This window comes from uncultured Maribacter sp. (assembly GCF_947500405.1).
GTDB lineage: Bacteria > Bacteroidota > Bacteroidia > Flavobacteriales > Flavobacteriaceae > Maribacter_B.
This window is the reverse complement of the sequence record NZ_CANMRY010000011.1, coordinates 89,247-111,204: the sequence shown is the minus strand read 5'-3', so window position 1 is coordinate 111,204 and position 21,958 is coordinate 89,247. Positions and strand designations below refer to the sequence as shown.

The window sequence follows — 21,958 nt, the reverse complement described above, 5'->3', positions numbered from 1 at the left end:
ACCAGTCAGGGTAACATCAAAGGTAGCAGTAACGCCAACCCCTTCTGTAACTACCACATCGGTTTGTACGATAGATAAGCCTTCCGTTCCAGTACTATCATCATCGTTGATTGTAGCTGTAGCTGTATCTGTGCCAAAAGTTATTGTACTATTAGAGACATTAGTAATTTGGGCAATAACAGTTTCATTACCTTCTATTATAGTATCTTGAGTAGTTGGTACATTAATAGTTCCAGTAGAATCTCCAGAGGCAATAGTAATTGTTGCATTACTAGGAATAGATGTATAGTCCGTTCCAGAAGTTGCAGAACCAGTGGTTAGGTCGGCAAAGTCCACAGTAATAGCAGTACCAGTATTGTTGACTGTAGATAGTGTAGCAGTAAATATTATATCATTACCTTCAGTAGCATTGGTTGCAGAAAGTGCTATGGTTGCGTTATCATCATCGTTGATTGTACCAATTCCGGTACTATCAGTAATATTTACAGAACTAGTTGAAGTTGAAATTACTACATTAAAAGTTTCATTAGACTCAAGAATTGTATCTTCTTCAGCGGTCACATTAAAATCAACGGTATTTGAACCTGCAGGAAGAACAACTGTCGTTGGACCAGTATAGTCAGCATTGGTAGTAGTGTTATTTGTATAATTTAGATTAAATGTAATATCGGTTTCATAGGTATGTGTTGTACTTATTGTAAAAGTCATGTCATTACCTTCATCCGCAGAAGCATCATTAATAGATACACTTGGTAAAATACTAAATTGCAGAGGGTCATTGTTTCCAAAACCACAGTTTTCTAAACTTCCAGAGCTCAGCGTACTTCTATTTTCTGGATTAATGTTTCCATCATAGGAAGCCAAAGCTTGAATACCTGTATTGAGAGAGCAATTAGTACAAGGGCTAACAACTTGAACATCAAAATCAATTTGATATGCAGGGTCATTTATATCAGATATTCCATCTGGAATTTGTATTGTCAATTTTCGTGTTGGAGCATCATAAGAAGAGGTTGTTCCTACTGGGAAATCAGTAAGTGCTGTAAAATCTAATTGATCAGGAAAAACAAGGGTTACTTCTAAATTCTCAATATTATCATTACCAAAATTCTCGAAGTTTAATGTTAGCGGAATAGTGGATCCAGGAGCTACATTTGTTGTTGTGCTTGATGTCTCTAATTGAAAAGAACCTAAATTTGGCTCATAAATTTCAATACTTAAACCCAATAGATAGATTCCATAAGATTCTTGGTTGGAAGTAATACGCATAGTCGCAGCCGTTTGGTTGTTACCTATGAGTATATTTCCACTATTGTCTAATTCAAATATAGAAGCATCAAAACCTAAAGTATTTGTACTAGCTGGTGTTCTGCTCATAAATTGAGCATCATCTATAGTTATTTTACTATTAAAGAAATTATTACTGGGTCTTTCCGTAGTTGAGAGGCTTGTCCAATTATTTGCAGTATCTAAGATTTGAAGTTCATCTCCTGTAATTTCACGATCCCCTTCTAGTGCTCCAATGATTACGTCTGCTTTAACATTACCTGTAGGAATAGTTTGGAACCCATCAAAATCAATATCTAATATGTTTTCTGTGCCAGTAACATGCGCATAACCATCAAAAAGGGTTATGTTTTTCGGAGGAAGATCATAACTTTCATATACAAAAACTACTTGCCAACCACCAGAAGTTCCAGTATTGCTTCCTGAGTGAGATTGTAATACACCTTCTGCCCCTTTTACATTTGCAACTTGATATGTTCCATAAGGGCTTGCAAGGGCATTAACGTCATCTGTAATATCTTTAAATAAAATAATAGGGTCATTTTCAAAATGTTCAGCTCTACCGTTATAAATAACTTCATCGGCAGTCATTGTTTGGTAGCTACTAGTTCCTGGTAGCTGGATTTTAACCTGATCAAAATCCCAAACTGGTTCGGAACCACCATCGCCAGTATTAGCACTATATTCTTTATTGGAAGCTGCCCAGTATAAAAATACTTTTTTATAATTTAAACAAGCTGTTGATAATTCTGGATTATTCAATACTGCATTACTGGAATTGAATGTAGTAGGGTCAGAATCAATATCAATAAATTCAGTAGTTATGGTAGAGTTACCTCCATTACCATTATATGGGGTTGTTGGGTGTGTACCAATTGTTGTATTTGCAATGAATGTAAAATCACCATTTAAACTAGTAGAATATCTAGGAGCAAATGGTCTTTTAATCTCGGCATCGGTACTACTGTTTGATATGTTAGTAGAAAAACGAACATATCTCATATCTATATGATTAGTGGATCCCCATGATCCGGAACCACTAACAAAACGTATACCAGAATTACTATGTATAAATTGCGATTCTAATGTCCTTGTTGTTGTAGAGCTTGTATAAGAACCAGTAACTCTATGCCATTCTACCCAAACTCCAGAGCTATTTCGTAATTGAATTATAAGTTCTTCGTTGCCTCTACTTGCAGAGTTATAGCTTATAGATAATGTTGCAGAAGTAGCAGTACCTAAGTTAAGATTTCTATAAATTTCTCCAGTACTTTGAATATTATTAAACGTAAGATTACCATTAGATATAGAAATATTACCAGATGTAGCTCCTCCTCCATTAGAATCATTCTCTATCCAATTACTAGAAAAAGTATTTGAGCCGTCATTATTGGAGTATGTAGAGTTATTAAACTCATCATTAAAAGTTACTTGGGCAGCTAGTTTATTTCCGCTTGTTAAAATAGCGATGAATATAGAAGCTTGTAAAATACAGTATAAAACAGGTTTTAATTTGTTTCTAAAGTAAAATTGTATCATGGTCTTTGATTTCTATAAATTGAAAGGCGGTTTTGATATTAGCGCAAAATTATTACCTAGAATTTCTTTAATTAGTTGATAACTATGACTTTGATTTGCGTTATGTAATTCTTTGTAATACAATATGTAATCCCTATATTTTTATAATTACAATCATATTATGATTTTTGTTAATTCAAATAACGCTTAGATTACTAGTATATTGTAGATATACTTGTTTAAGCCTTAGCATTAATCGATGATAAACAAAATTGCCGATTAAGCGATATTTTTATCCGTTGATTGCTTTCTATTATAAAATGTATTTTGTCGATGAAGGGCTGTAAAATATCTATGATTGGGAGTTTTTGTATAGCAATTATTTAGATATATAGACTTATTTTATAGTTTAAATATTTTAATAAAGTAGTTTAATAATATATAGAAAGTAAGATTAGGATTACAATTAATAATTAAAGGCTATTTATTTTTAATCTTTTTTTTATAAAGTAACATTGAGTTTAAAATTTTCCTTTCTAAAAGAAGCAATTTATTATTTGCTATTTTTGTAGACAACTTAAAAATTAACATAAAAACATTTATGTCTCATTCTAAGAAAAAAATCGCGATAATTGGATCCGGTTTAGTAGGTTCTTTGTTAGCTATTTATTTAAGAAAATACGGGCATGATATTACGGTTTTTGATAGGCGACCAGATATTAGAAACGTAAAGTTTTCTGGGCGTTCTATAAATCTTGCAATGAGTAATAGAGGTTGGAAGGCCTTACATGAAGTTGGTATAGATGAAGAAATAAAAAAAATTGCAATACCTCTTAATAAAAGAGCTATGCACGTTATAGGAAAGCCTCTTTATTTTCAGAATTATGGTAAAGAAAATGAAGCTATCTGGTCAATTTCTAGAGGGGTTTTAAATAGAAGAATGATTGATTTGGCTGAAGCCTCTGGAGTAGTTTTTAAGTTTGAAGAGAAAGTGTGGGATGTAGACTTACCTTCTGCAGAACTATTTACTGGCGCTACAGAAAAAGGGGAGTGGAAGTCTTATAAATATGACTTAATTTTTGGTTGCGATGGCGCTTTTTCTCGTGTTAGGCATAAAATGCAACGAAGAAGTAGGTTTGATTATTCTCAAGATTTTATAGATGTTGGTTATAAAGAACTTACCATTTTACCCAATGCAGACGGAACGCATAAGCTAGATAAAAATTCTTTTCATATTTGGCCTAGAGGCAATTTTATGTTTATTGCCATGCCTAATTTAGACGGTAGTTTTACATGTACTCTTTTTATGCCTTTTGAAGGAGAAGTATCTTTTGAAAAGATTAAAACAAAAAAAGAAGCAAAAGACTTTTTTACTACTTATTTTCCTAATGTAATGCATGACATTGAAAATTTAACACAAGACTTTTTTAATAACCCAACAAGTGCAATGGTAACTATGAAATGTTACCCTTGGACGTATTGGGATAAAGTAGCTTTAGTGGGAGATTCTGCACATGCTATTGTCCCCTTTTACGGTCAGGGTATGAATGCAGGTTTTGAAGATATTTTTGTTTTAAATAAGCTCATACAAGAGAATAAAGACAATTGGGGAACGATATTTAAAAAATATCAAGAAACTAGAAAGCCAAATGCCGATGCAATAGCAGAACTTAGCTATCGTAATTTTATGGAAATGAGTCATAAAACAGCAGATTCAATGTTCCTGTTACAAAAGAAGATTGAAAAGCATTTTGCAAGTCTGCATCCTGAAAAGTGGATTCCAGTATATTCTAGAGTAACTTTTTCTGATAAACCTTATGCAGATGCTTTAGCTTATGGAGATAAGCAAGAAACTATAATGCAAGAAGTAATGAAAATACCTAATATTGAGGCTATTTGGGATAGTGTAACGGTTGAAAATAAAATTTTAGAGCTTCTTTCTTAATAATGAGAAGATATTGTAAAAAAGAAAAGCCATCTTTTATAGATGGCTTTTCTTTTTATTGGTGTTTGCTAATTAAAGTTTAGCAAATAATTTTCCCATTTTCACAGCTTCTTCTTCAGCTAAAACAGGGTCTACTAATATTCTACCACTGTGCTCATCTGTAATAATTTTTTTACGAGAAGCAATCTCTACTTGCACCTGTGGAGGAATAGTAAAGAAAGAACCTCCAGATGCACCTCTTTCAATAGGTACTACTGCTAAACCATTTTTTACATTAGTTCTAATACGAGCGTATGCTTTTACCAAACGGTCTTCAATTTTTCCTTGGTATTTTTCAGATTCTTCTAAAAGTGCTTTTTCTTCTTTTTCAGTTTCCGCTAAAATTGCATTTAACTCACTTTTCTTATGCTTAAGGTGTGCATCTCTTTGAGATAAACGCTCTTTAGTTTCAGAAATAATTACTTTCTTTTGTTCTATTTGAGCTTTAAATTCTTTGATGTTCTTTTCCGCAAGTTGAATTTCTAATTCTTGAAATTCTAATTCTTTACTAATAGAGTTAAATTCTCTACTATTACGAACATTTTTTTGTTGCTCTGCGTACTTTTTAATTAAAGTTTTTGCTTCTTCAATTAAATTCTTTTTTGCACCAATTTCAAAATTGACAGTTTCAACATCTGTTTTTAACTTGTCCAGTCTTGTTTTAAGGCCTAGTACGTCATCTTCCAAATCTTCTACCTCTAATGGTAACTCTCCTCGAACATTACGAATCTCGTCAACTCTAGAATCAATTAATTGCAAATCATACAATGCTCTTAACTTATCTTCTACCGTAGCTTCTGCTTTTTTTGCCATATTTATAAATACTTGATTGGATTTGTTATACTTTCCGATAAATGGATTGCAAAATTAGGGATTTTTTTTGTAAGATAATCAACTAAAAGGTTTTTTGTAAACTGCTCAGTTTCATAGTGTCCAATGTCTGCAATCACAATTTTACTTTCTGCCTGATAAAATTCATGGTATTTTATATCAGATGAAATAAAAATTTGCGCTCCAGATTGCTTTACCGCATTAATGGCAAATGCACCGCTACCCCCTAAAACAGCAACTTTAGAGATGTTGTTGCCTAAAAATTTAGAGTGTCTAATTCCAGAAGCCGACATTTGTTTTTTTACAAAATTTAAGAAGTCTTTTTCTTTAGCAGGAGCTTTTAACTCTCCTACCATTCCCATTCCTATATTCTGATTTTTATTTTCTAAAGTGATGATTTCATAGGCAACCTCTTCATAAGGGTGGCTTTTAAACAGTGCATCTAGAACTTTTTCTTCTTTAGATTTAGAAAATGTAATGTTTATTTGTGCCTCTTTTTCATAATGAGTTTTGCCCACTTCTCCTAAAACAGGATTCGCATTTTCATTAGCTTTATAACTTCCAGTGCCTTCTGTTGTAAAACTACAGTTGCTATAGTTGCCTATAGAGCCAGCCCCAGCATTATATAGGGCTTCTTTTATAGTCTCTATAGCGTTAATAGGTACGTAGGTGGTTAGCTTTTTTATAGTGTCTTTCTGTGGAATTAAAATTTTAGTATTTTTTAATCCTAAAACTTCACAAATTTTTGCATTTACACCAGCTTGGTTATTATCTAGCGCTGTATGCATGCTATATATAGCAATGTTATGTTGTATTGCTTTTATAACCACTCTTTCTACATAATTAGCCCCAGTTATTTTTTTTAAACCCTTAAAGATTATGGGATGAAAACTTACTATTAAGTTACATTTTTTAGTGATCGCTTCTTCAACAACCTCTTCCAGAGTATCTAAAGTAACAAGTATTCCTGTTACATCAGTATTTTTGTCTCCAACTAATAAACCCACATTGTCAAAACTTTCTGCATAATTTAGTGGCGCAAATTCTTCTAATATAGTAGTTACTTCTTTAACAATCATTTTTAATTGGGATTATAAGGTTATCAAAGATAAAATATTATATTTTCGTTCTAATGCAACTACTCAGAAAATTACTTTTTCCTGTTTCTTTACTATATGCTTTAGTAGTATATGCACGTAATTGGTTTTATGATATCGGTATTTTTAAGTCTAAATCGTATAAAACACCCATTATTTGTATTGGAAACTTAAGTACAGGAGGTACCGGAAAAACTCCTATGATTGAAATTTTATTGCGTTTGTTTACGCAAACCTATAAAATTGGAGTATTAAGTAGGGGTTATGGGCGTAAGTCTAAAGGTTTTTTGTTGGCTACTAAGAATTCTACAGTAGAAGAACTAGGGGATGAGCCGTACCAGATATATTCTAAATTTCCAGAAATTACAATGGTGGTAGATGCCGATAGGCAAAATGGTATAGCTACTATGGAGTCTAAAAGTACTTCAGACTTTATTTTGCTAGATGATGGTTTTCAACACAGAAAGGTTACACCAGGTTTTTCTATTCTCCTAACTACTTATGATAAATTATATGTAGATGATTGGTATTTGCCTACCGGAAACTTAAGAGATAGTAAAAAAGAAGCAAAACGAGCATCTATTATTATTGTTACAAAGTGCCCAGATGATTTATCTAATGATGAACAGAATAAGATTAAAAAAAGGCTGCAGAGGTATCCAGATCAAGAAGTTTTATTTGCTTACTTTGGTTATAACTCTATTCTAAAAGGAAATTTTAATACAGATTCTTTAGAAGTATTAAAGAATAAAAAGATAACCTTAGTTACAGGTATTGCAAACCCAAAACCTTTGGAAAAATATTTAAGTAAACAAGCTGTACAATTTGAGCATTTAAAATATACAGACCATCATTTTTTTACAGACTCTGAGATTAAGTTATTACAATCTAAAAAATGTATTATTACTACAGAAAAAGATTATGTTAGGTTAAAAGATAAAGTAAGTAATCTTAGTTATATTGAAGTATCTCATCTTTTTTTAAACAAAGGTGAAGATGAATTAACTAAACAAATAGAATATTATTTATCTAGGAGTCGCTAATTTTTTTATCAAAAATATTTTCTCCTATTTTCTGGTAAAATACCTCGGGTTTAAATGGTTTTGTAACAACATCATTACAACCAGCAGCATAAAAACTCTCTAAACTATCATCTAAAGATATTGCTGTAAGTGCAATTATAGGGGTGTGTTTATTAAATTTTCTAATTTCAATGGTAGCTTCTTCTCCACTAATACCAGGCATATGAATATCCATTAAAATGGCATCATACGTATTATTTTTAGCCAAATCTATAGCTTCCATACCATTACTAGCTATATCACTAGTAATCTCTTTTTTGGTAAGCATCTTTTTGGTAATTACTTGGTTTATTTTATTATCCTCTACAATCATTAAATGCAAGCCTTTAAACTCATATTCTTTTTCTGTAATTTCAAAAGGAATATCATCTACAATGGCATCTTTACTTTTTACGGTAACTTCAAAAAAGAAAGAACTACCATTTCCTAATTCGCTTTCTAATTGTATTTTACTATCAAATAAACCTAGTAAACTTTTTACAATAGTTAGTCCTAGTCCTGTGCCACCATATTCTCTATTAATTTGTATAGAACCCTGCTCAAAACCTTCAAAAATACTTTCCTGCATTTCTTTAGAAATACCAATGCCGTTATCTTCTACTTCAAAATATAAGGTAACATCATCCTCTACTTTCTTAAGTAATTTAGCAATTACTTTTACCTCTCCATTTTTAGTAAATTTAAGGGCGTTTCCAACAAGATTCATGAAAATTTGAGAGAGCTTAAGAGGGTCACTCATTAAATGTCTAGGAATATCTTCGTCGTATTGTAAAATAATTTTTGTGCTATTTTCTTTGGCACTTTGCTGTAAGGAGTCAATAACTTCTTTTAAAACCTTTTTAAGGTTAAACTCCATGTTTAGAGGCTCTAATTTATCTGCATCAATTTTATTAATTTGTAGAATGTCATTAATAAAATTTAAAAGATAGTCACCAGAGAATTTTAGTGCTTTTAGGTGTTCTTTTTGGTTCTCACTAGGGTTTTCTTCTAGGAGTAAATGAGTGAGCCCTGTTACAGCATATAAGGGTGTACGGAGCTCATGACTAACTGTAGAAAGAAAATTAGTTTTAGCTTCCATAGCTTGTACTGCACCATCTCTTGCAGCCTGTAATTCTTTATTTTTAGTCTGTAATAAGTCGTTTGTTTTTAATTTAATTTGATTGTTTCTATAAAGTGAAACAGCTAAAAGAGAAATTATAATTAAAAAGGCAGAAGTTAAAACAGCTGTAATTTCTGATCTATTAGCAGATTCATTTAACTCTTCATTTAATTTTTCTAACCTATTAATTTCAGACGTTTTAAAATCGTCTCTAATTTTATCGGCAGTTTTTTGTTCTACTTTTAATTTGTCAATATTAAAAACAGAATCTTTTAGTACTACAAGTTTTTGACTTTGTTCTAATGCTAAACTAAATTCATTTTTCTTTTCATACGCAGTTGTTAAGAGCTCTCTGGCTTCAAAAATTTCTTTGCTAAATTCTTGTTGCTCTGCAAGTTTTAAAGCGGCTTCTCCGTTTGTTATACTTTCTTCAAATTTTTGTGTTTTTATATAAAGCTTGGTTAGGCCAATATGTGCTTTTGTAGCTAAATATTCTTTTTCAAAAACATCGGTATTTATAACTAAAGAGTTAAAGTTTTTAGAGGCACTTTCATATTTTTCTAAATTTAGATAAATATCTCCTTCTGCTAATAAAATATGATTAAAGAAATTACGATCGTTATTTAACTGCTTTGCTTCATTTAACATAAAAATCGCTTGAAAATTTTTATTGTTTCTATAAAGTACTAAAGCTTCTATAAATTTATGAATGGCATCTCCGTATGGGTATTCTATATCTTTTAACAAAACTTCGGCTCTGTCCCAATAGAAAAGAGTAGTTTCTTCGTTATCTAATTTTAAGTATAACTGAGCAAATTCGTGGTAACTATCTATTAAAGATTTTACATTTTCATTTTTTTCTGCTTGTTCAGAAGCTTTATTTAATGCTTCTAACGCTAGATCTATTTTATTTTGATTTTTTAATGTTCTGGCTAAATTAAAGTAAGAAACAGCATCCTTTTCTTGTGTAGAATTTTGCGAAAAAGAGTACGAGCATACTAATAGCAATGCTATTAATAAAGATATTTTTTTAAGGTTTCTATATGTAGATAGATTATTCAAATGTAATTTTTACGAATCATTATATTAATTAGGTCTATTATTCTGGAGCTATAACCAGTTTCGTTATCATACCAACCAATAATTTTAACCATTTTTCCGATAACTGACGTCATCTGAGAATCAAACGTACAAGAATACGAACTATTGTTTATATCTATAGATACTATAGGGTCTTCAGTATAATAAACTATGTTTTTTAACGTGCTGTTTGATGCTTTTTCAAAAGTATCATTAATTTCTTTAATATTTGTAAGTCTTTTTACATTAAATGTGATATCTGTAAGAGAGCCGTTTGGTACAGGAACTCGAATGCCACAACCACCAATAACGTTTTCTAGTTTTGGAAAAATTTTTGTTAAGGCTTTTGCTGCTCCAGTTGTTGTTGGAACAATAGATTGTCCGGCTGCTCTTGCTCTTCTTAAATCATTATGGGGTTGGTCATGTAAACTTTGGTCCGAGGTATAAGAATGTATAGTAGTAATATATGCCTGTTCTATACCGCAAAGTTCCTCTATAATCTTTATCATTGGAGCAGCATTATTTGTAGTACAAGATGCATTAGATATAATATGGTCCTTATTAGTAAGAGAATTTTCATTAATCCCGCAAACAATCATTTTAATAGAATCTTCTTCTGGAGGTACAGATAAAATTACTTTTTTTGCACCATTAGATATATGGTAATCTAAATCTTTTTTAGATTTAAATTTCCCCGTAGATTCTATAACAAGATCAACGGCTTGGTCTTTCCAGTTAATATCTTTTGGGTGGTTGTTATTAAACAGCTTTATAAATTGTTCTCCAATAATAATATGATCTTGGTTATGGCTTATATTTTCATGGAATACACCATGAATACTATCATATTTTAAAAGATGTGCTAGTGTTCTTGCATCCGAAAGGTCATTAATAGCAACTACTTCTAAGTGGTTATGTTGGTTTAATAATCTACAAACGGTTCTTCCAATTCTTCCAAAACCATTAATACCAATTTTTATTTTTTTCATGGAAAAAATAAGCTCTTAAAGAAATTTAGTTTATGTGTTTGTGAGCTTTGTAAGATGACCTTACTAGTGCGCCACTTTCTACATGTCTAAAACCCATTTTTAAACCAATTTCTTCATACTTCTTAAATTGTTCTGGAAGTATAAATTGTTGAACAGGTAGGTGTTTTTTAGTGGGTTGTAAATACTGCCCAATAGTTACAACATCTACTTTTGCATTTCTTAAATCCTCCATTGTTTGGATTACTTCTTCTTCTAACTCTCCTAAACCTAACATAATACCAGATTTTGTTCTGTTTATACCATTTTCTCTTAAGTATCTTAATACCTCAAGACTTCTTTCGTATTTAGCTTGTATTCTTACCTCTCTGGTTAATCTTTTTACAGTTTCCATATTGTGAGAAACAACTTCTGGAGAAACTTCTATAATACGATCTAAATGTCTTTCAATACCTTGAAAATCTGGGATTAAGGTTTCTAAAGTTGTGGTAGGATTCATTCTACGAATTGCTTTTACCGTTTCTGCCCATATTATTGAGCCCATATCCTTTAGGTCATCTCTATCTACAGATGTAATAACTGCATGTTTAATGCTCATTATTTTTATAGAACGAGCAACTTTCTCGGGCTCAGACCAATCTACAGTTTCTGGTCTACCCGTTTTTACACCACAAAAACCACAAGACCTTGTGCAAACATTTCCTAAAATCATGAAAGTAGCAGTGCCTTCTCCCCAACATTCGCCCATATTTGGACAACTACCAGAGGTGCAAATAGTATGTAGGTCATACTTGTCTACTAAGCCCCTTAACTGCGTGTATTTTTTACCTGTTGGTAATTTTACTCGTAACCATTTTGGTTTTCCTTTTGGTGGCTTAACGTGATTTATAGAATCTGTGCTCATAGGTAAATTTTATACAAATATACGAACTAAATTAAGGTGTTATGCTTATAAACAAGCTAGGAAACCTTATTAAAAAAAGTATATTTTATTTGTTTCGGGTAATAACTTCGGCCAATAATTTTTTTGCTCTTAAGAGTTTTACTTTCACATTATTAATAGGCTCATTTAGTTGGGTAGCTATTGCAGCATAAGAAAGTTCATTAAAATATCTAAGATTAATGACTTCTTGGTAGTGTGGTTTTAATTTTTTTATATGTTGTAAAAGCGTTGCTAAATTCTGTTCTGTTATAAGTTGGTCTTCAGCAGAAGGAGCATCATCTAAAACTTTTTTGTAGTCTTCGTTATTATCTTTTACGTTTATGATATCTTTTTTTCTTTTTCTTAAAAGGTCTACATGTATGTTTTTAGAAATTGTAATTAACCATGTCTTAAACTTATAAGAAGAATCATAAGTGCTTAATTTGTCAAAAGCTTTAGAGAAAGTTTGTATGGTTATATCTTCTGCATCACTTTCGTTTTCGGTTCTTTTTAATTGAAAACCATAAACATCATTCCAAAAGATATGCAATAATTTACTATAAGCAATTTGATTGCCTAATTTAGCTTTTTCTATAGTATTATTAATAGTTTGCTTGCTATCCAAAACAGGAGATTTAGATAATGACAGTTTATTTTGTGGCTTTTAACTACTGTAATTCTGGAGTAGCATCTTTTTTGCAATCTTGTTCGCTTGGTAATTTTCCACACATTCCGCAAGCTTCACCTTCTTTATTTAAAAATGGGCTTTGACTAGCACAAGTGCCAGCAAATTTACCATCTTTTTTAGCCCATATTTTAATAGCAATTCCTGCAAAAGCAATGGAAAGAAGACCTATAGTAAGTAGTATCAACTTCATAAATATTTTTTTTACAAAGATATAAAAATAAAGCCCCATTTTGGGGCTTTATGAATACTTTATAAAGGGGTTGCTTAATAAGCAATATTAGCAACTATTTTGTTTGTAGTTGGGCTTATATTACCACCTTTTGGCTCTATTGTTATATAACTAACTGCATTATCGGAATAGGGTAGTGCTGTTAATTTATCTTTACTAGCAGCTTCTTGTACTATTCCTAAATTTAACATTTCTCCATTTACCTCTGCCCACATTTGGTAACATTGGTCTTCAGGTAACTCAGGCAACTTGCTAACATTTATGTAAGATAATTTCTTTACAGGATTAATGTAAGCAACGGCTTTTAAATCTCTAGCCATTTTATTACCTCTTACATTGTATTTTTTAGTCTGCGGATTGTTAAGAACAATAAATTGGTTTCTTACGTCTTCCAATTGTTGTCTCATATCTGCTTCTAATGTTTTTATTTTATTAGTAACAATAGTGTTTTCTTGCTGTAAATTCTTGTTTTGATTCCAGAAAAAATAAGAAGCACTAGCAAACATACACGCAACAATACTTGCAGCAATTGTATATCTAAAAAATTGCTTACGACCAGAACGTTCTGATTTTATTCTAGCATGTATTTTTTCTTTAAGACCTTCAGGAGTTTTTATAGCATGTAATTTAGCATAAGTCTCTAAGTTGTCTTGTAACTCATCGTAGGTTTTTTTAACCTCTGGATACATTGCTATATAACGTTCTACTTGCATAGACTCCATATCATTAGTAGAACCTAATAAATATTTTTCTAGCAGATCAGAATCTAAAAATATTTTTATCTTTTCTTTCATAACTATATATTTAATAGAAGCGCAAGTAATATAGCTGGATTGTATATCTTCTTTAATTCGCGTAAACCAATTTTTAATCTAGATTTAATAGTTCCTAAAGGAATATCTAACTCGTCGCTAGCTTCTTGTTGTGTCATTCCTTGAAAAAACAAGGCTTCTAAAACAATTTGATATTTACTTTCTATTTTATCTAAATTTTCTCGGACGTCAATTAAATCAGGCCTAATACTTTCTACTCCTAAATTATATACGTCAGAAACATCCATTTGGATTTCCTTATCTGTTTTTGTGTTAACACTTCTTAATTTATCTATAGCGGTATTTCTAGTTATTCTAAATAACCAAGTAAATAATTTTGCTTTAGAGGGGTCATAAGAATCCGATTTTTTCCAGATTTTAACAAAACTTTCTTGTAAAACATCTTGAGCTAAATCATTATTTCTCACAACTTTATGAGCTACACCATATAAAGTGTCTCCATAATGTTCATAGAGAAGAGAAATTGCTTTTTCATTCCTCTCTTGCAAAAGTTCTACAATATGTTTTTCAAGTAGTGCGCTCATATAATATTATAAAGCTTTATAAAAATGGAGTTCTCGGCATCCAATAGCTTCTTTTTTACCGTATATATTTGTAAACGCTAAATTATTAAATTGATTGTTATACTTAGCGTATATAAAAAAATATTAAAGTTGTAAATGTACAACTGGTTATTGTACATTTATTTTTGGTTGGTTTGATGTAACCCTCGTATGTTGTACGGGGGTTATTTTATTATGTTAACTTCTGGTACAATGGTAATATTAAATTTTATTTGTACCTCTTTTATAATTTTAGATGCTAATTGTACTATTTCTTCTCCAGAAGCATTTCCATAATTTACTAAAACTAATGCTTGTTTAGTATGTACGCCTGCATCTCCATATCGTTTTCCTTTAAAACCACTTTGTTCTATAAGCCAACCTGCGGGTATTTTATATTCTTTTTCTGTTATTTTATAGAATGGAGCCTCTGGGTTTTTTAAACTAAATTCTTTAAAATCTTTTTCCGAAATAATTGGGTTCTTAAAAAAACTACCACTATTTCCTATTTCTTTTGGGTCTGGTAATTTACTTTGTCTTATGGCTATAACGGCATTAGAAACATCTTGAATAGTAGGATTTGTAATATTTTCCTTTTTTAATTCTTCTTCTATAGAGCCGTAAAATGTATTTAAGATATGATTTTTTTTAGTAAGCTCTAGAAAAACAGCAGTTATTATATGCTTACCTTTTCCTTCTTGTTTAAAAAAAGAATCTCTATATCCAAATTTGCAATCTTCTTTAGTAAAAGAATGTTCTTCTAAAGTTGAGGTATTTATGGTTTGGCATTTTACAAAATGGTCTTTTAATTCTACCCCATAAGCGCCTATGTTTTGAATAGGGGCTGTACCAACTTTACCAGGAATTAGAGACATGTTTTCTAGACCTCCGTAATTGTTTTTTAGAGTCCACAAAACCATGTTATGCCAGTTTTCACCAGCCATTATTTTTAAGGTTACATGTTTTTCGTCTTCTTTAGCAATAGTAATTCCTTTAAGGTTAATGTAAATTACAAGCGCATTTATATTTGTAGTAAGTAGCAGGTTGCTTCCGCCACTTAAAATAAATTTAGAAGGGTAGTCTTTTAAACAAAGAGCTTCTTTTAGTTCTGCTAAAGTAGTAACCTCACAAAAGTTTTTTGCTGTAACAGCAATACCAAAAGTATTGTAATTTTTTAAAGGTATATTTTGTAATATCTGCATTACCCTATATAACTCTTAAGCGCTTCTTTTAGTATAGTAACTGCTCTTTTTAAACTTTCTTGGTCTAATACGTATGCAATTCTTATTTGGTTTAACCCTAAACCATTAGTTGCATAAAAACCAGCTGCAGGAGCTACCATTACTGTTTCTCCTTTGTATCTAAAATCTTCTAACAGCCATTGCGCAAAATCATCGGCACTTTTTACAGGTAGTTCAGCAATACAGTAAAATGCACCATTAGGCATTGCAACTTTTACACCATCTATTTTTTTTAATTCAGTTATTAAGGTATTTCTTCTTTCTACATATTCTTCTTTTACATCATCAAAATAACTTTGCGGCGTATCTAATGCAGCTTCACTTGCTATTTGTGCATAGGTAGGTGGGGATAGTCTTGCTTGAGCAAACTTTATAGCTGTTTTAATAAATTCTTTGTTTTTACAAACTAAATACCCAATTCTTGCGCCACACATACTATATCTTTTAGAAACAGAATCTATTACAATAGCATTATCTTCTAGTCCTTCTTCTTGTAAAATAGAGTAATGTTCTTTATTGTCATAGGTGAATTCCCTATAAACTTCATCAGCAACTAAAAACAGGTCGTGTTTTTTTACAATTTCTGCAAGCCTTTTAATTTCTTCTTTGCTGTACAAGTATCCAGTTGGGTTGCTTGGATTACATATTAATATTGCTTTTGTTCTAGGGGTAATTAGTTTTTCAAAATCATCAATAGGAGGCAGTGCAAAATTATTTTCTATTGTGGATACAACTGGTACTACTTTAATTCCGGTTGCAGTAGCAAACCCATTATAATTAGCGTAAAAAGGTTCAGGAATAATAATTTCATCATCATAATCTGTAATACTACCCATTGCAAAAGATAGTGCTTCAGAACCACCAGTAGTTACAATAATATCTGAAGAATTAACAGAAATATTATTTTTTAAATAATAAGCAGCAATCTTTTCTCTAAAAATATCAGAGCCTTCTGTTTTACTGTAAGCAATAACACTTAATGTATTGTTTTTAACAGCATCTAGAGCTATTTGCGGCGTTTTTATATCTGGTTGCCCTATGTTTAAGTGTATTACCTTAGCGCCATTCTTTTTTGCTTGTTCTGCAAAAGGAACCAATTTACGTATTGGAGACTCGGGCATATTAATCCCTTTATTAGAAATTTTAGGCATATAACAAATTTTATACAAAAATGAGGAAACCTAACAAGACATACAATAAATACGGAGGTTTATTTAGAAGGCTTTTTTTGTTAAATATCTAGGAAATTCACCTTATTTTTTATAATTTTTACAACGTAATGTGTTAAAAATTAAAGGTTTGAAGTGTAGTTTCTCTTTGTGTATACTACTTATTGTGTTCTTTTTTAGTAAAGGATTTTCGCAAACGTTTTCGTTACCTGCTTCAAAAAAGAGTCAAAAAGTAAAATTTCAACTAATAAATAACTTAATTATAATGCCAATTGAGGTTAATGGCACGGAGTTATCTTTTATTTTAGATTCTGGTGTTCAGAAACCTATATTATTTAACTTATCAGACCGAGATTCTGTTCAAATTAATAACGTATCAGAAATAAGTATTAGAGGCTTAGGAAAGGGAGAACCAATAAAAGGACTTAGCTCTATAGGTAACACTTTTAAACTAGGTGATATTAAAAATAGTAATCAACATTTATATGTTGTTTTGGATAAAGATTTAAATTTTTCTCCTAGCATTGGAATTCCAATTCACGGAATTATAGGATATGATTTATTTAAAGACTTTATTGTAGATATAAACTATTCAAAAAAAAGGATTAAGTTTTATTCTCCAGAAAATTATGTATATAAAGAGAGTAAGAAAAGTGAAACATTGCCTATAAATATTATTAGAAAGAAAGTATATGTTGGTGCTAGTGTTTATTTAAATGGAAAAGAAAATTTACCAGTTAAGATGTTAGTAGATACTGGTAGTAGTGATGCTGTATGGTTATTTGAAGATGAAAATATTAATGTGCCTCAAGACAATTATGAAGACTTTTTAGGGAAAGGTTTAGGCGGGAATATTTTTGGAAGACGTACTAAAATTAACAGTATTACATTAGGGACTTTTTCTGTGAAAGATGCGAAAGCTGCTTTTCCGGATATGGAAACTTTTAATTCTATTAAAAGATTAGGAAATAGAAATGGAAGTGTTGGCGGAGAAATATTAAAACGTTTTAATATTGTTTTTGATTATAGAAATAAAAAAATGACGATTCGTAAGAATGGGAATTTTAATAAAGCTTTTCAATACAATTTAAGTGGAATAGATTTACAACATGATGGGGTACGGTATGTTTCTGAACGTATTGCAAATACAAATGGTCTAGTAAAGAAAAACGATAAATCTTTTGGAGATGTTCAAATTCTTTTAGAGAATACTACCAGATTAAGTTTGGTGCCAGAGATTGTGGTATCTGGGATAAGATTGGGAAGCCCTGCAGAAGCGGCAGGATTGCAACAAGGAGATGTAATATTAGCTGTAAATGGCAAACGTATACATAAATACAAAATTCAAGAAGTACTACAAATGCTAAACGATAAAGAAGGGGAAAGAATTGAAGTACTTATAGAAAGATACAATCAAGATGTACTTTTTAGTTTTGTTCTTAAAAATTTGTTTAAATAAGAAAAGCTCGGTATAACCGAGCTTTTCTTTATTATTTTATAGTAAAATTACTTTCCTGCTCCAGAATCTTTTACTTCTCCTTTTATTTTTAAAACTTTTGTAGGAGTGTCTGCATTAGAAATAACAGTTATCGCTTTTCTGATAGGGCCTACTCTGTTAGTATCATATTTAACAGAAATTTCTCCAGTTTTCCCTGGTAAAATTGGGTCTTCTGGCTTTTTTGGAATGGTACATCCACAGCTAGAGCTAACTTTACTTATAATTAATGGCGCATTACCAGTATTTGTAAATTCAAATACACGTACACCATCAGCGCCTTTAACAACTTCACCGTAATCTACGGTTTCTGATTTAAATTCAATTTTTGCAGCAGTTTCCTGTGCAGTAAGGCTAAATCCTAATAAACCTACAAATAATACAAGTACTATTTTTTTCATCATTTTTAGTTTTGGGTGAATTTCAAAAATAAATCTTTTAAGATGAACCTCCAAAATTCTTTTGTTATACTGTAACGTTACTTATTTTTGTTTCGTATTTAAAATTAGATGCAATTTAGATATTTTAACATATCTTTTAATTTAAATATTTAGTAACGTAAAAAATATTATTCAAAAACTGTTCCAAAATGGAAATGCCATCAAAATATAACCCCCAATCAATAGAGAATCACTGGTATGATTATTGGATGAAAAACAATTTTTTTCATTCTACCCCGGACAATAGAGAACCCTATACTATAGTAATACCTCCGCCAAATGTTACAGGAGTGCTTCATATGGGGCATATGCTTAATAATACCATACAAGATGTTTTGGTAAGAAGAGCAAGGTTAATGGGGAAAAATGCTTGTTGGGTACCAGGTACGGACCATGCTTCTATTGCTACAGAAGCTAAAGTTGTAGCAAAATTAAAAGAACAAGGAATAAATAAAAAGGACCTTAGTAGAGAAGATTTCTTAAAACATGCTTGGGATTGGACAGAAGAGTATGGTGGAGTAATCCTTGAGCAACTAAAAAAACTTGGTTGTTCTTGTGATTGGGAGCGTACTAAATTTACTATGGATGACGATATGTCTGCCTCTGTAATAAAAGTTTTTGTAGACTTATTTAATAAAGGGAAAATTTATAAAGGAAACCGAATGGTAAATTGGGATCCTGAAGCAAAAACAACGCTATCTGACGAAGAAGTAATTTACGAAGAAAAGCAAGGTTTGTTATACTACTTGTCTTATGCCATAGAAGGTTCCGATGAAAAAGTTACTATTGCTACTACAAGACCAGAAACTATTTTAGGAGATAGTGCTATTTGTATAAATCCAAATGATGACCGTTTTACGCATTTAAAAGGAAAAAAAGCAATTGTACCATTATCTGGAAGAGTAATTCCTATAATTGAAGACACCTATGTAGATATGGAGTTTGGTACTGGTTGTTTAAAAGTTACACCAGCACACGATATTAATGATAAAGCACTAGGAGAGAAACATAATTTAGAAATAATAGATATTTTTAATGAAGATGCTTCTTTAAATAGTTTTGGATTACATTATGAAGGTAAAGACCGTTTTGTAGTTCGTAAAGAAATATCTAAAGAACTAGAAGAAAAAGGCTTTCTAGTAAAAACCGAGCAACATATTAATAAAGTAGGAACCTCGGAAAGAACAAAAGCTGTTATAGAACCTAGACTCTCGGACCAGTGGTTTTTAAAGATGGAAGAGTTGGCAAAACCAGCTTTAGATGCCGTTTTAAAAAATAATGAAGTAAAATTATTTCCTAAGAAGTTTGAAAATACCTATCGCCATTGGATGGAAAATATTCGAGATTGGAATATTTCTAGACAATTATGGTGGGGACAGCAAATACCTGCTTTTTATTTTGGTGATGGGCAAGATGAATTTGTAGTTGCAGAAACTATAGAAGAAGCATTAGAATTGGCTAAAGATAAATCTGGAAATGAGAGTTTTACTTCTGAAGATTTAAGACAGGATGAAGATGTATTAGATACTTGGTTTTCTTCTTGGTTATGGCCAATAAGTGTTTTTGGTGGAATTTTAGAACCAGAAAATGAAGAAATACAATACTATTATCCTACAAACGATTTAGTAACTGGTCCAGATATTTTATTTTTCTGGGTAGCACGTATGATTGTTTCTGGATATGAGTATAGAGATACAAGACCTTTTGAGAATGTTTATTTTACAGGGCTGGTAAGAGATAAGCAACGCCGTAAAATGTCTAAATCTTTAGGGAATTCTCCAGATGCTTTAAAATTAATAAAGGATTATGGAGCAGATGGTGTTCGTGTAGGTTTATTGTTAAGTGCTGCTGCTGGTAACGATTTAATGTTTGATGAGGCGCTATGCCAACAAGGAAAGAATTTTGCAAATAAAATCTGGAATGGCTTTAGATTAATAAAAGGATGGGAGGTAGAAGATTTACCACAGCCTGAAGCATCTAAACTAGGAATAGAATGGTATACTGCTAAATTCAACGAAACTTTATTAGAGATAGAAGACCACTTTAGTAAGTATAGAATTTCAGACGCATTAATGGCAATTTATAAATTAGTTTGGGACGATTATAGCTCTTGGTTATTAGAGATAATAAAACCAGCATATCAAAAGCCAATAGATAAAACTACATTTAATGCCGTAATTAATTTGTTTGAGCAGAACTTAAAATTATTGCATCCTTTTATGCCGTTTTTAACAGAGGAAGTATGGCAGCACATAACAAAAAGAACTTCAGAAGAAGCACTTATGGTATCTCAATGGCCAGTTTCTAAGGAGGTAAATAAAAATATAATTTCAGAATTTAATTTTGCATCAGATGTTATTTCGGGCATAAGAACTATTCGTAAAGAAAAGAATATTCCTATGAAAGAAGCACTTTCATTATCAGTTTTAAATGCCGAGAAAAATAACAATACATGGGACTCTGTTATTCGTAAACTAACTAATGTAGAATCTATAACGTATGTAGATGCTGCTGTAGAAGGAACATTAACATTTAGGGTAAAAAGTAATGAATACTTTATCCCTATGGAGGGAGCTATAGATGTTGAAGCCGAAATTTTGAAAATAGAAGAAGAATTAAAGTATACTAAAGGCTTTTTAATTTCTGTTCAAAAGAAACTTTCTAATGAGCGCTTTGTAAATAATGCTCCAGAAAAAGTTATTACAATAGAAAGGCAAAAACAGAGTGACGCTGAGGCTAAAATAGAAACTTTAGAAAAGAGTTTAGCAAGTTTAAAATAATTATATAATTAAGATGAAAATAATTGGAATAGGTAAAAATTATGTGAATAATTTAAGTGAAATGCCAAAAGGAGAAGTTGTTCCTTTAATTTTTACAAAACCAGACAGCTCATTACTAGAAAATGATGGGGATTTAGAGTTGCCTTCTTTTTCTGATAACGTTTGGTATGAAGTAGAGCTTGCATTTAGGATAGGAGAAAAATGTAAAAATGCAACAACTGAAAATGCTTTAAGTTTTGTTGATGCTGTAGCTTTAGCAAATGATTTAACTGCAAAAGATGTTCTAACAAAAAGTAGAGAGCCAAATAAAGGTCCTTGGGCTTTAGCAAAGGGTTTTGATGGGGCTACGCCAATATCTTCTTTTTTGCCTATTTCAGATTTTTTAGATGTTACGAATATAAATTTTTCCATGACAGTAAACGGAGAAGAAAGGCAAAAGGGTAATAGTAGTTTAATGATTACTACTTTGGCAGAACTAATAACATATCTATCAGGAATAATGACCTTAAATCCTGGAGATATTTTATTATCAGGAACACCTGCTACAGGAGCTAATAAAGTTAATTCTGGAGATCATATGGTTGGTTATCTAGAAGGGAAACAAATGTTTAGTACTAAGGTTAAGTAAATACACTAGCATATTAATAAAAAAAGT

At 31.1% G+C, this 21,958-nt stretch carries 18 protein-coding genes; 5 read left to right on the top strand and 13 right to left on the bottom strand.

Going from position 1 to position 21,958, the window contains the following annotated elements; all coding sequences use genetic code 11:
* A partial coding sequence (locus tag Q0945_RS14470) for a Calx-beta domain-containing protein (protein ID WP_299435813.1) occupies positions 1 to 2,826 on the bottom strand: 2,826 nt, incomplete at its 3' end.
* 580 nt (positions 2,827 to 3,406) lie between these two features.
* Between Q0945_RS14470 and Q0945_RS14465 the strand changes: the two genes are divergently transcribed.
* Positions 3,407 to 4,750 (top strand): NAD(P)/FAD-dependent oxidoreductase, encoded by a 1,344-nt coding sequence (locus Q0945_RS14465; RefSeq protein ID WP_299435811.1) that lies wholly within the window; start codon positions 3,407 to 3,409, stop codon positions 4,748 to 4,750.
* 72 nt (positions 4,751 to 4,822) lie between these two features.
* Here Q0945_RS14465 and Q0945_RS14460 read toward each other — a convergent pair whose 3' ends face one another.
* Positions 4,823 to 5,602, bottom strand: a complete 780-nt coding sequence (locus tag Q0945_RS14460) for a C4-type zinc ribbon domain-containing protein (protein ID WP_299435809.1) — start codon at positions 5,600 to 5,602, stop codon at positions 4,823 to 4,825.
* Positions 5,603 to 5,604: 2 nt separating this feature from the next.
* Positions 5,605 to 6,699, bottom strand: coding sequence for a Nif3-like dinuclear metal center hexameric protein (locus tag Q0945_RS14455; protein WP_299435807.1), 1,095 nt, complete (start codon positions 6,697 to 6,699; stop codon positions 5,605 to 5,607).
* 53 nt (positions 6,700 to 6,752) lie between these two features.
* Here Q0945_RS14455 and lpxK point away from each other — a divergent pair, with 53 nt between their 5' ends.
* The gene (lpxK, locus tag Q0945_RS14450; RefSeq protein ID WP_299435804.1) at positions 6,753 to 7,760 is read left to right on the top strand and encodes a tetraacyldisaccharide 4'-kinase; all 1,008 of its coding nucleotides are present in this window, start codon (positions 6,753 to 6,755) and stop codon (positions 7,758 to 7,760) included.
* Here the strand turns inward: lpxK and Q0945_RS14445 are convergent.
* The 9 genes from Q0945_RS14445 to Q0945_RS14405 form a co-directional block, all read right to left on the bottom strand.
* The gene (locus Q0945_RS14445; protein ID WP_299435802.1) at positions 7,747 to 9,960 is read right to left on the bottom strand and encodes an ATP-binding protein; all 2,214 of its coding nucleotides are present in this window, start codon (positions 9,958 to 9,960) and stop codon (positions 7,747 to 7,749) included. The two genes, lpxK and Q0945_RS14445, sit on opposite strands and share 14 nt — an antisense overlap.
* On the bottom strand, positions 9,957 to 10,967 hold the full coding sequence (gap, locus tag Q0945_RS14440; protein WP_299435800.1) for a type I glyceraldehyde-3-phosphate dehydrogenase: 1,011 nt from the start codon (positions 10,965 to 10,967) through the stop codon (positions 9,957 to 9,959). Before gap ends, Q0945_RS14445 begins: the two co-directional genes overlap by 4 nt.
* 25 nt (positions 10,968 to 10,992) lie before the next feature.
* Positions 10,993 to 11,868 (bottom strand): lipoyl synthase, encoded by an 876-nt coding sequence (gene lipA / locus Q0945_RS14435; RefSeq protein WP_121069198.1) that lies wholly within the window; start codon positions 11,866 to 11,868, stop codon positions 10,993 to 10,995.
* A gap of 85 nt (positions 11,869 to 11,953) precedes the next feature.
* Positions 11,954 to 12,511 carry a sigma-70 family RNA polymerase sigma factor gene (locus tag Q0945_RS14430; RefSeq protein WP_298489087.1) on the bottom strand — a complete coding sequence of 186 codons (558 nt, stop codon included), beginning with the start codon at positions 12,509 to 12,511 and terminating at the stop codon, positions 11,954 to 11,956.
* A gap of 43 nt (positions 12,512 to 12,554) precedes the next feature.
* Positions 12,555 to 12,764, bottom strand: a complete 210-nt coding sequence (locus Q0945_RS14425; protein WP_298489086.1) for a membrane or secreted protein — start codon at positions 12,762 to 12,764, stop codon at positions 12,555 to 12,557.
* A 74-nt stretch (positions 12,765 to 12,838) separates the two neighbouring features.
* The gene (locus Q0945_RS14420) at positions 12,839 to 13,597 is read right to left on the bottom strand and encodes an anti-sigma factor (protein WP_299435797.1); all 759 of its coding nucleotides are present in this window, start codon (positions 13,595 to 13,597) and stop codon (positions 12,839 to 12,841) included.
* 2 nt (positions 13,598 to 13,599) lie between these two features.
* Complete coding sequence (locus Q0945_RS14415) at positions 13,600 to 14,160, bottom strand: RNA polymerase sigma factor (RefSeq protein WP_298489082.1); 561 nt, start codon at positions 14,158 to 14,160, stop codon at positions 13,600 to 13,602.
* Between the two features lie 203 nt (positions 14,161 to 14,363).
* Positions 14,364 to 15,380 (bottom strand): UDP-N-acetylmuramate dehydrogenase, encoded by a 1,017-nt coding sequence (gene murB, locus Q0945_RS14410; protein ID WP_299435795.1) that lies wholly within the window; start codon positions 15,378 to 15,380, stop codon positions 14,364 to 14,366.
* A complete protein-coding gene (locus tag Q0945_RS14405) occupies positions 15,380 to 16,570 on the bottom strand; it encodes a pyridoxal phosphate-dependent aminotransferase (protein WP_299435793.1) in 1,191 nt (396 codons plus the stop codon). The genes murB and Q0945_RS14405 overlap by 1 nt, the downstream gene beginning before the upstream one ends.
* Positions 16,571 to 16,853: 283 nt before the next feature.
* On the opposite strand from Q0945_RS14405, the gene Q0945_RS14400 reads away from it, so the two are divergent.
* On the top strand, positions 16,854 to 18,047 hold the full coding sequence (locus tag Q0945_RS14400) for an aspartyl protease family protein (protein ID WP_299435791.1): 1,194 nt from the start codon (positions 16,854 to 16,856) through the stop codon (positions 18,045 to 18,047).
* Between the two features lie 47 nt (positions 18,048 to 18,094).
* On the opposite strand, the gene Q0945_RS14395 is transcribed toward Q0945_RS14400, so the two are convergent.
* Positions 18,095 to 18,484, bottom strand: a complete 390-nt coding sequence (locus Q0945_RS14395) for a DUF1573 domain-containing protein (protein ID WP_299435789.1) — start codon at positions 18,482 to 18,484, stop codon at positions 18,095 to 18,097.
* 188 nt (positions 18,485 to 18,672) lie between these two features.
* On the opposite strand from Q0945_RS14395, the gene Q0945_RS14390 reads away from it, so the two are divergent.
* Together Q0945_RS14390 and Q0945_RS14385 are read left to right on the top strand one after the other, a co-directional pair.
* Positions 18,673 to 21,303: a valine--tRNA ligase gene (locus Q0945_RS14390; RefSeq protein ID WP_299435787.1), complete on the top strand. Its 2,631-nt coding sequence runs from the start codon at positions 18,673 to 18,675 to the stop codon at positions 21,301 to 21,303.
* A gap of 13 nt (positions 21,304 to 21,316) precedes the next feature.
* A complete protein-coding gene (locus tag Q0945_RS14385) occupies positions 21,317 to 21,931 on the top strand; it encodes a fumarylacetoacetate hydrolase family protein (protein WP_299435785.1) in 615 nt (204 codons plus the stop codon).
* Positions 21,932 to 21,958 lie beyond the last annotated feature (27 nt).